Genomic DNA, 10,423 nt, shown 5'->3' with positions numbered 1-10,423 from the left:
TGCTGTAGCCGGTCATGCTCTCTTCGTGGACCTTGCCGAGGCCGAGGTTGCCCGCAGTCACATCGTCATAGGCCCAGGTGGTCGTTCCCTCCGGCTCGGTACGGCTGACGGGGCGATTCAGCACATCGTACTGGTAGGCAATGCTCTGTGCCGCGGCGGCGAGCCTGGGTGTTACCTCGGTGAGGCGGTTACCCAGGGCATCGTAGGTGTAGGTGTGCACACCCCGGTTGGGGTCATCTTCCTCGATGAGACGGCCCAGACGGTCGTGATCATAGGCCACGCTGCTCTGGTGCACCGTACCCACGGCATGGGTGGCCAGCGTTCGGTTACCCACCGCATCGTATTCGAACTCGCTGACGAGGCTCTGCGGATCGACTACGCGAACAATCTGACCCAGGGCGTTCACGCGCGTGGTGCGTACCCGATTGCCCGCGTCGGTGACGGCAGTTTCAAAGCCATCGTACACCGTGGTGCTCGGCCCCGAGTGCCGGTTCAGGCGACACATCCGGGTTGCTCAAAGGTGGGGGGATGGCTGCAGGTGCCGATATCGCCGCGAGCAGAACGCACAGCGTGCTAACGAAATGCAGGAGTAAACGGGCCATCGTCTTATCCACCTTGGGTCGCCCACTGGGCGAAAATCGGGAGGTTCGCCATCGCCTGCGAGCCGGTTAGCGAGGCTCGAGACGGGGGCCCGTTGCTTTGTTATGTTTGGACACGTTGTTCTGGGGCTGGTGAATGGAGAACCACTGGCCCGTGTCGAGGAGGTGCAGTTCGTCCACCAGGAAGTTGGACAGGGTGATGTTGGCTTCGGTGGCCGGCCAACCGTACAGCACCGCCCTCGCGCCCTTGGAAATGTCCATGTTTGCGAAGGCCTTCCCGCTGAGGATACGGCTGGCGTTCAGCGTGGCGATGGATTGCTCACCGCGGCCACGGCGGATCACCGCACTATCCTTATTTTCCTGGGCGAATGTATAAGTGATTGTGGCGTATCCCTCCTTGGGCACGTGCAGGTGATGAATCCGCACGTGAATTTCCAGGGGGTTCTTGACGTCATAGAGCCCGGACTGCGAGTGATCATCCGTTACGGAGGAAAACTGGTGCGATCGGGCCACATCCAGCGGCGTAATCAGCGTGGGTTGCGCAAACGCGGCCATCGCCCCCAGGAGTTGCACGAGTAACCCAGCCACCCAGTAGAACCGGCCCTGCTCTTTTTGATGCATTCGCCCCTCTCCCTGCCAGTCCCTAGATGCACACGCCGGATGCTGGCCGGAACCCGCCGCAACGCGAGATGCGTTGTCTGTGCGGATTCTTCCCACGCGCTCGTGACGCCCGCAAGACGCCTCGTGTTTGCATTGGGTTCGTTTTTGTGCCGGCGACACCATCGCATACTCAGCGGACCGGGTTGCATGCAGTTCTTTTCCAGGGACCACAACAGCCTTCGGTTGGCGACAGTGCCCGACGAAGAAAAAAAAACCCCGCACAGGGCGGGGTTTTCAGGGCTTTGGGAGTGGCCGGCTTACATCATGCCGCCCATGCCACCCATACCACCCATGCCACCCATGTCGGGCATGCCGCCGCCAGAAGACTTGTCTTCCGGTGCATCGGCAATCATCACCTGGGTGGTGATCATCAGCGCCGCAACGGAACCGGCAGCCTGCAACGCCGTGCGGGTCACTTTGGCAGGATCGAGGATACCCATCTCGATCATGTCGCCGTACTCGCCGGTCGCCGCGTTGTAGCCGTAGTTCCCCTTGCCCTGGCGCACTTTGTCGAGCACTACAGAGGGCTCGCCACCGGCGTTGGCAACAATCTGCCGCAGGGGGTTTTCCATGGCACGCAGGGCAGCACCGATACCGTGGTTCTGGTCTTCGTTGTCACCCTTGAGGTCGCGAATGGCATCCACCGCACGCACCAGTGCCACGCCGCCGCCGGCTACCACGCCTTCTTCCACCGCTGCACGGGTCGCGTGCAGGGCGTCCTCAACGCGGGCCTTCTTCTCTTTCATCTCGATTTCCGTGGCTGCGCCAACCTTGATCACCGCAACACCGCCTGCCAGCTTGGCTACGCGCTCCTGCAGTTTCTCGCGGTCGTAATCGGAGGACGTGTTCTCGATCTGCACACGCACTTCCTTCACGCGGGCTTCAATGGCTGAGGCTTCACCAGCACCATCAATGATGGTGGTGTTGTCCTTGTCCATGGTGACGCGCTTGGCGCTGCCCAGGTGTTCCAGGGTAGCGGACTCGAGATCCATGCCCACTTCTTCGGAAATCACGGTACCGCCCGTCAGGATGGCGATATCCTGCAGCATCGCCTTGCGACGATCACCGAAGCCGGGGGCCTTACAGGCCGCCACTTTCACGATACCGCGCATGTTGTTGACCACCAGCGTCGCCAGCGCCTCACCTTCAACATCCTCGGCAATGATGACCAGCGGACGTGAGGACTTGGCGACCTGCTCCAGCAGCGGCAGCATTTCACGGATGTTGGAGATTTTCTTGTCGACCAGCAGGATAAAGGGCGACTCGACGTCGGCGCTCATATTCTCCTGGTTGTTGATAAAGTAAGGGGAGAGGTAGCCGCGGTCGAACTGCATACCTTCAACCACATCCAGCTCGTTTTCCAGGCCGGACCCTTCCTCAACGGTGATCACACCTTCCTTGCCGACCTTGTCCATCGCTTCCGCGATGATCTGGCCCACAGCGTGATCACTGTTGGCGGAGATGGTGCCTACCTGGGCAATCGCCTTGCTGTCTTCACAGGGCTTGGCGGCGTCCTGGATCTGCGCGACGGCTGCGGCGATGGCCTTGTCGATGCCGCGCTTCAGGTCCATCGGGTTCATACCGGCGGCCACAGACTTCAGGCCTTCATTGACGATCGCCTGTGCCAGCACAGTCGCTGTGGTGGTGCCGTCACCGGCCTGGTCAGACGCCTGGGAGGCGACTTCCTTGACCATCTGCGCACCCATGTTTTCGAACTTGTCTTTCAGTTCGATCTCTTTGGCCACGGATACGCCGTCCTTGGTCACGGTGGGGGCACCGAAGGACTTGTCGAGAATCACGTTGCGCCCCTTGGGGCCCAGGGTGGCCTTGACTGCATCGGCCAGTACGTTGATACCTTTCAGCATGCGCTGACGCGCGTCGTCGCCGAAAATTACATCTTTAGCTGCCATGATCAGAATCCTTTAACTCGAAACTTGATTGTTGGGTAACGGGTTCACATTCACTCGACGATCGCGAAAATTTCGCTCTCGCCCATGATGATCAGCTTCTCGCCGTCAACCTCAATGGTGTTGCTGCCGGCGTACTGACCGAACACAACCTTGTCACCCACCTTGACGGCCAGGGGACGCAGTTCGCCGTTTTCCAGCACTTTGCCGTCGCCAACCGCAATGACTTCACCCTGGTTCGGTTTTTCCTTGGCAGAACCCGGCAGGACAATGCCACCGGCCGTGGTTTCTTCCTCTTCCTTGCGACGAACGACCACACGGTCGTACAGCGGACGAATTTTCATCGATCACGTTCTCCTGATTACAGTGTTATACAGGCCCGCTTCGGGCAGACCCCGTCGGGGCTTGCTCGGGATATTGGGGCGCAAGGGAGGATTTCAAGGGATTTTTTAGCACTCTTTTTTCAAGAGTGCCAAATTCATGTCAACGCGCCCCGCCGCGGCCTCCAGTGAAGGCACTCCACAACCGGGATAAAGGCACTTTTTCAATATTTATCAACGGGTTAGAAACTTACTTATCTACCCGGCGGTAGTCGCCCTCCAGCGTCGTTGGCCCGGCCCGGTCCTGCTCCGGGCGATAGGTCTCTACCTGCGGCCCACCCAGCCAGCGCGCGAGGCGCCGTCGTAGTGGCCCGATCATGACCACCAGCGCCGCCACATCCGACAACAGGCCGGGCACCATCAGCAATACGGCAGCCAGCCCCAGCGCCATGTCGTCCAGCAACAGTTGCGGACCGGGCACAACACCCTGCTGGGCCGCCACCAGACGCTGGAAAATGTCCAGGCCCTGCCGGCGCAGCAACCAGAGACCCAGCAGCAGCGTGCAGAGCACATAGCCGAGCGCCGTCAGGGCGCTGGTTTCAACCCCCAGCTGGATCAGGGTAAAAAGCTCGAACCAGGGCAGCAAGAGTATCAGTAGGCGCATAGTCATTCTCCTCACAGCAAGTATGGGGACGCAAAACCCAAATGCAATGCAGGGAGCGAGGCTTCCCGGGAAGCGATAGCCGCCCGCTTACGGATTTTGTTACACTTCCGCTCCCCGACATAAGGAACGTGTTGCCCATGGGCAAGGTTCGGCCCTGCCGCGCGGCGTGGCTACTCAACAAGCAACCCTGGCAGGCCACCGTCGGCCGTCAAGCGGGCTTTACCCCATGACCCCCGAAGCGCAAGAGCAGCGTCGCCTTGCGGCCCTGCACCGCCTGGGCATACTCGACTCCGCCGCAGAACGTCGTTTTGACCGGCTGGTGGAAATCGCCGGTCGCTTCTATAAAACCCCCATCGCGCTGTTCTCGCTGCTGGACGAAAACCGTCAGTGGTTCAAGGCGCGCCGCGGGCTGGAGGTCACCGAAACGCCTCGCTGCATGGCGTTCTGCGACCACACGGTGCACCAGGACGGGATACTGCTGGTAGAAGACGCCTCGCGCGATCCGCGGTTCTGCGCCAATCCCCTGGTGACAGGCGCTCCGCACATCCGCTTTTACGCCGGCGTGCCTGTGCGCGAACCCACCGGCATGAAAGTGGGCTCCCTGTGCATTATCGATCCGCAACCGCGGCAGATACCGTTGCAGGAACTCGACGTACTGCGTCACCTCGCAGACATTCTGGAGGACGAGCTCGAACGCACCTCGGAAGAAGCTCAATCCCGTGCGGCCGTGCCGATCACCCGGCTCAACCGGGCGATCCACCGGGCGCAGAATACGTTTCATGCGCAGGCCTACCAGGACGCTGCCTTCGACCTCATGCTGGCCGACCTTCTGGAGCTGACTGGCAGCGAGCGCGGTTTCATCGGGGAGGTGTTGCTGGACAGGCGGAACAGGCGATACCTGAAGATCGGTGCGACGACAGAGACCATCCGTCGAGCGGCTGGCAAAGATGCCACGGATGCCAACGGTGAAACCCTCGAAGAGTTCGATACCCTGATTGCCCTCGCCCTCGCCTCCGATGATATGGTGATCAGGAATGGGACCGACGATACCGGTTCCCCTGACAGTCCCGATGGGCAGGCAACCGGGGTCTGGCCGCAACTGGGTATTCCCATTTTCTCCGGCAGCAACCGCGTGGGTCTGGTGGGACTGACGGCACAGCGCAAGGCCTACACGACCGAAGCGGCGCATCATCTGGACCCACTGCTGCAGACAGTAGGCCAGTTGATCGAGCACAAACGCCTGTATCAGGAGAAGCTCGATCACCAAAGGGGGCTCGAGCAGGCCGCCAACTACGACGCGCTCACGGGATTGCCCAATCGGCGGCGCCTGACCGAGCTGTTTGACGATGAGTTGAAGCAGGCTGAACTCCGCAATGGCACCTTGTCCATCTGCTTTATCGACCTGGATGGCTTCAAGGAAATCAACGACGCCCACGGCCATTCCGTTGGGGACAAGGTGCTCAGTGCTGTGTCCTCGCGCCTGAAAAACGCTTTGCGCGAACATGATATTGTCGCCCGTCTGGGGGGCGACGAATTCGTGGCCATCATCCGGGACGTGGAAGAGAATACGGTGTACGAGCGCATCCTGGGCGCCATACGCCAACCCATCCGCCTCCAGAATCAGGTGCTGACGCTCGGCGGGAGCATGGGTGTGACGGTCTATCCCCAGGACAAAGCTGCCCCTGACCTGCTTCTCCGGCATGCGGACCAGGCAATGTATGCGGCGAAGGACGCCGGCAAGAACCGCTACCAGATGTTCGATTTCGAGACCAACCAGTACCGCGCAGAACGGGTCAAGATCCTGGAGAACATTTCCCTCGCCCTGCAGGAGGGGCAGCTCGAACTCTACCTGCAACCCAAGATCACCCTGACGGCGCGACGGGTTGATGGCTTTGAGGCCCTGATACGCTGGAATCACCCGGATGAGGGCCTGCTGTCGCCGATCAGCTTCCTGCCACAGCTGGAGAGAACCGAGTATGCGGCCACGGTGGGGCGCTTCGTCATTGCCGAGGCGGTGCAAAAGCTGCAGCGCTGGGCACGCGCCGGCCTGCCCTACACACTGAGCATCAACCTCAGCCCCACGCACTTTCTTGGCAGCACCTTTGTGCAGGACCTCAGACAGGCTCTGCAGGACTGCGACGTAGAACTGCGCTCACGACTGGTGATAGAGCTGCTTGAAACGACGGCCCTCGACGACGCCCACAAGATCATCGAGACCCTGCTGGAATGTCGCGAGCTGGGCGTGGAGGTATCACTGGACGACTTCGGTACCGGCTACTCGTCACTGGATCATTTTCGGCGCCTGCCGGCCCAGGAAATCAAGATCGACCGGTCCTTCGTTGCCGACATGCTGGACGACCCCGAGGACGAGATGATCGTGAAATCCATCATTGCCCTGTCGAGAAACTTCAACCGCCGGGTGATTGCCGAGGGCATCGAGAACCGCGAGACCCAGGAGAAGCTGATTGCCATGGGGTGCAACCTGGGCCAGGGTTTCTTCTACAGCAGGCCGTTGCAGGAGGCGCATGCGCTGGCCTGGGCGCAACAATTTCACGACAGCCACCCGACGCCGGTACACTACCAGATATAGGCGCCAGACACGCTGCGCACCCTCGTACCGGAGAGTGATCATGCACACCCCACAGCCAGAGTTTATCGCGCCGTTCAGGCGGATCCGGGCACAGGATGCAGAGCGACTGAGCGCCCGGATCAGCCATTGGCAGGAAGCGCCACCTTCACCCCGGCCCCCGGCAACCGCGCCAGAGGAAGGGCACAGGCCGGCACTCTGCAACGGCCTGCCGGAGGTGTCCGCCGCCGCCCTGTCCGCCGCCGGACTGCGTCACGGCATACAGACCCACGGCGCCGTTATCGTCCGCGACCTGGTCCCGGCGTCCCTGCACCCGGCACTGCGCGACCTGATTGACCGGGTCATAACGGCGTGCGCTTCCCCCGGTGACAGGCACGATTGCTATTTCGACCCGCCCGACATCCTGCGCCAAAAAATGCCTGGCGGTGAGCTGGGCCGCTCCCGCGCCTTTCACCGCGACTCCGGGTCCGCCATGTGCGCGGAAGCACCCTGCGTAGCCGAGAGCCTGCTGGAGCTGTACGGGAGCCTCGGCCTGAAAGCGCTGTTCACCGACTACCTCGGCGAGGCCCCCTGCCTGTCGGTAAAGAAGTGGGTGCTGCGCAAAACCCGGCTGCCAGTGCACCAGGCGGGCTGGCACCAGGATGGCGCCTTCATGGGCGAGTACATCAACAGCATCAACCTGTGGATACCGCTGACCCGCTGCGGCGGCGAAACCGGCGCCCCTGGCATGGATGTTGTACCCGCGCGCCTGCAGCGCATTGTTTCCGCCGATGGCGCGCTCTTCGACTGGTCAGTCAGCCCGGAGTCGGTGTCCAGCCACTTCCCGCGCACACCGCCGGTGGCGCCGGTATTCAATCCCGGTGACGCGCTGCTGTTCGATCACCTGTTCCTGCACCGAACACAATACCGCACGGACTTCCAGCGCCCGCGCTATGCGATCGAAACCTGGTTTTTCGGGGAGAGCGCAGCCCCTCTGAACCAGGTACCGATTCGCTGGTAACGCCGGGGCCGCATTCAATCCTCGTGGTCTGGTCGATTGCGACTGCGAAAACGGCGCTGACGCGTCCGCTCATAGATCATGTCCTCGCGCAACGCCTGGTCCCAGTGGTCGGCTGGCAGCGCGTGCAGGGACTCATCCCAGGGCACCAGGCTGTAGTCCCGCTCCTGCCAATAATATTGCAGTCGGGTTGATTTCCAGCCACGGTAGATATCCTCCCAGGACTGGCGCGCAAAATGCGGCCGCAAGCACTGTTCGGTGAGAGGCTCGCCGGCGGGCTGGTAGCGGAAGTCCACGGACAGCCGCATGCGGGTCGGATGCTGATTGGGCAGTGCCCGATGTACCGTCAGCGCAGGGAACAGCAACACGTCGCCGGCGCGGAAATCCTCCGTCACCCAGGCAGTGTGCATCAGGCTCTCAGGCAGCACGGCCTGGCGATTGCCCGGCCCCAGGTGAAAGGACAGCGGCAGGACACCACTGCGGTGCGAGCCGGGCAGGATCGCCAGCGGACCGCAGTGGCGCGGGCAATCTGCCAGGGGTATCCAGGCAGCCGTCAGGCGCGGGGTCCCCTGGTTATTGCGGTAGTCCTGGTGCGGGGGTGTCGTCACCTCCGGGTTATCCGGAAACACCAGGCGCATCACGCCGAGGGGGTGCGGAAAGGCGCCCTCTCCGAGCAACCGTGTCATCAGCTGCAGTAGCGCGGGCTCGTGGGCCAGCGCATGAAATCGCTCCAGACACTGAATGCGGTCCAGCGCCTCGAAATACCGGGGCTCGCCCTCGCGACACGGGAGCACCTGTGACTCCGCCGCCAGACGCTCCGGCCCGCCGCGGATCCAGCCGATGTCACGGAGAATCCCCGTGACCTCCTCACGCAGGGCATGCAGCACGCAGGTGGGCAACAGGTCGCGAAAGAAGAGATAGCCGTCCTCCGCCATCTGCGCCTGCAGGGCAGGGCCGTCAGAGAGCAGTGCATTGGCCACCTTCATGGGCAGATAATCGGGTTCTTCGGAGATCATGATCCATCACGGCGCCTGTATCGGCGCCAGTTTTGCCCAGAGCACGGGCCGAAGTAAAGAGCCGCTGCACAGGCCCCGCCGACGCCCGCCGCAGCGCTTGCTCGGGACAGCGAAAAATACCACCATACGCCTCTGGCACAGGAAGAGACCGTCCGTGGAAACCGACCCGCAGGGCACCAACCAACGCATCTGGCACGTGGTCGCCAGCATCCCGCAAGGCCGTGTATCCACCTACGGCGACATTGCGCGGTTTGCCGGCCTTGGCAGGGCGGCCCGCCGGGTTGGCTGGGCGCTGCGCCAGCTGCCATCGGATACCCGCGTTCCGTGGCACCGGGTCATCAACAGTGCCGGCAAGCTGTCCCTTCCCTCAACCTCGGACGCGGGCAGGCTGCAGCGAAAAAGACTCGAAAAAGAAGGCGTCACCGTGCGCAGCGGCGACCGTATCGCGCTCGCCACCTACCGGTGGATACCGGGTGACGCATGTCGCTGACCGCCGGGGCGGCCGCGTCCACAGCTGGAGTTCCGGCTTCGCTGGATCTCGCCGAGGGACTGCGCGACCGTCGTACCTACCTGCAGGAACTGGATTGCATTCGCGGCCTGGCCATTCTGCTGGTCTTCCTGTTTCACGCCTGGGGGCTCAGCGGCCTGCAGGTCCCCGGCAACCCCGCACCGGGCATCGGTTTGATCGCCGGCGGCAACACAGGCGTCACCCTCTTCTTCGTACTCAGCGGCTTCCTGCTGTCCCTGCCCTGGCTGCGCCACGCCGCCGACCCGGGGCAGCCAAAACCCCTGCTCGGGGCCTACTTCAAGGCGCGGGCACTGCGCATCCTGCCGCTCTACTATGTTGCCCTGCTGGTCACCTGGCTGCTCACGGGAGACACCGCGACAATCACGCGGGCGGCCCTGTTCCAGTTCGTCGGTTTCCAGGCATTCCCCTACAGCGTGGTGTGGTGGACCTTGGTGACGGAGATCCAGTTTTACCTGTTGCTACCGCTGGGTATGCTGCTCTGGACAGCCGGACCGCGCGGGCGACTGTGCTGCATCGTCCTGCTGCTCGCCTGGGCCGCTGCCTATACGGCGCTGGTGGTGGTTGGCGAGATGGCGGATGGAAAAACCTTCCTGCTCAGCAAATCCCTGTTTGCCCGCGCGCCGGCTTTTCTGATCGGTATCGCTACAGCGGCGGCGTGGCTGCGCCTTGCGGATGCGCCCATCCTGCGGCAGCGCAGCCGAATGCTGGCCGGCCTGTCGCTTGCATTGCTGCTGCTCGCCCTGGCACTGCTGGAACGCATTCTGCTGGCGGTCACGCAGATGGCAAAGGGCGCGGCGGAAGTGAGCTGGCACCTGCACCACAGCTACGAAGCGGCGCTCTGGGCGGTGGTCATACTCTGCCTGCTGCTGGGCCAACTGCCCGCAAAGCGCCTGCTGGTCAATAATGCGCTGGCAGTGGTTGGCAAGCTCTCCTACTCGCTCTACCTGCTGCATGTGCCGGTCCTGTTCTACCTGATCTATCCCCTGCGTGAGTCCATGGGGCCTGAGGCGTACCAGGCTTCCGTCTGGCTGTACCTGGTACCCGCTGCAGCACTGGCGCTGGCACTCGCGCTGTCGCTGGCGAGCTATCACTGGGTGGAAAAACCCTTCCTGCGCCGCAAACGCGCGCTGCCCGTGTAGAATCA

At 62.5% G+C, this 10,423-nt stretch carries 10 protein-coding genes; 4 read left to right on the top strand and 6 right to left on the bottom strand.

Annotated features, from left to right (window positions below; genetic code table 11):
* From AACZ17_RS07600 to AACZ17_RS07580, 5 genes are all read right to left on the bottom strand, one after another.
* Window positions 1-505: hypothetical protein (locus AACZ17_RS07600; RefSeq protein ID WP_339638033.1), on the bottom strand; the 505-nt coding region annotated here is incomplete at its 3' end.
* Between the two features lie 163 nt (window positions 506-668).
* The gene (locus AACZ17_RS07595) at window positions 669-1,220 is read right to left on the bottom strand and encodes a hypothetical protein (RefSeq protein ID WP_290743291.1); all 552 of its coding nucleotides are present in this window, start codon (window positions 1,218-1,220) and stop codon (window positions 669-671) included.
* 296 nt (window positions 1,221-1,516) lie between these two features.
* The gene (gene groL / locus AACZ17_RS07590) at window positions 1,517-3,169 is read right to left on the bottom strand and encodes a chaperonin GroEL (RefSeq protein WP_290743288.1); all 1,653 of its coding nucleotides are present in this window, start codon (window positions 3,167-3,169) and stop codon (window positions 1,517-1,519) included.
* A 50-nt stretch (window positions 3,170-3,219) separates the two neighbouring features.
* Window positions 3,220-3,510 carry a co-chaperone GroES gene (locus AACZ17_RS07585; protein ID WP_290743284.1) on the bottom strand — a complete coding sequence of 97 codons (291 nt, stop codon included), beginning with the start codon at window positions 3,508-3,510 and terminating at the stop codon, window positions 3,220-3,222.
* Between the two features lie 226 nt (window positions 3,511-3,736).
* Complete coding sequence (locus AACZ17_RS07580) at window positions 3,737-4,150, bottom strand: FxsA family protein (protein WP_290743281.1); 414 nt, start codon at window positions 4,148-4,150, stop codon at window positions 3,737-3,739.
* A 226-nt stretch (window positions 4,151-4,376) separates the two neighbouring features.
* Between AACZ17_RS07580 and AACZ17_RS07575 the strand changes: the two genes are divergently transcribed.
* The gene (locus tag AACZ17_RS07575) at window positions 4,377-6,740 is read left to right on the top strand and encodes an EAL domain-containing protein (RefSeq protein WP_290743280.1); all 2,364 of its coding nucleotides are present in this window, start codon (window positions 4,377-4,379) and stop codon (window positions 6,738-6,740) included.
* A gap of 40 nt (window positions 6,741-6,780) precedes the next feature.
* Window positions 6,781-7,737, top strand: coding sequence for a phytanoyl-CoA dioxygenase family protein (locus AACZ17_RS07570; protein WP_290743277.1), 957 nt, complete (start codon window positions 6,781-6,783; stop codon window positions 7,735-7,737).
* A gap of 14 nt (window positions 7,738-7,751) precedes the next feature.
* On the opposite strand, the gene AACZ17_RS07565 is transcribed toward AACZ17_RS07570, so the two are convergent.
* Complete coding sequence (locus AACZ17_RS07565; RefSeq protein ID WP_290743274.1) at window positions 7,752-8,750, bottom strand: phytanoyl-CoA dioxygenase family protein; 999 nt, start codon at window positions 8,748-8,750, stop codon at window positions 7,752-7,754.
* Window positions 8,751-8,904: 154 nt separating this feature from the next.
* On the opposite strand from AACZ17_RS07565, the gene AACZ17_RS07560 reads away from it, so the two are divergent.
* On the top strand, window positions 8,905-9,240 hold the full coding sequence (locus AACZ17_RS07560; protein ID WP_290743271.1) for an MGMT family protein: 336 nt from the start codon (window positions 8,905-8,907) through the stop codon (window positions 9,238-9,240).
* Window positions 9,231-10,418 (top strand): acyltransferase, encoded by a 1,188-nt coding sequence (locus tag AACZ17_RS07555; RefSeq protein ID WP_290743269.1) that lies wholly within the window; start codon window positions 9,231-9,233, stop codon window positions 10,416-10,418. The genes AACZ17_RS07560 and AACZ17_RS07555 overlap by 10 nt, the downstream gene beginning before the upstream one ends.
* Window positions 10,419-10,423: the final 5 nt, after the last annotated feature.

The sequence above is a fragment of the uncultured Haliea sp. genome, assembly GCF_963973825.1.
Lineage (GTDB): Bacteria > Pseudomonadota > Gammaproteobacteria > Pseudomonadales > Halieaceae > Haliea.
Note: the sequence above shows the minus strand (reverse complement) of the source record. Positions and strands in the feature narration are given on the sequence as shown.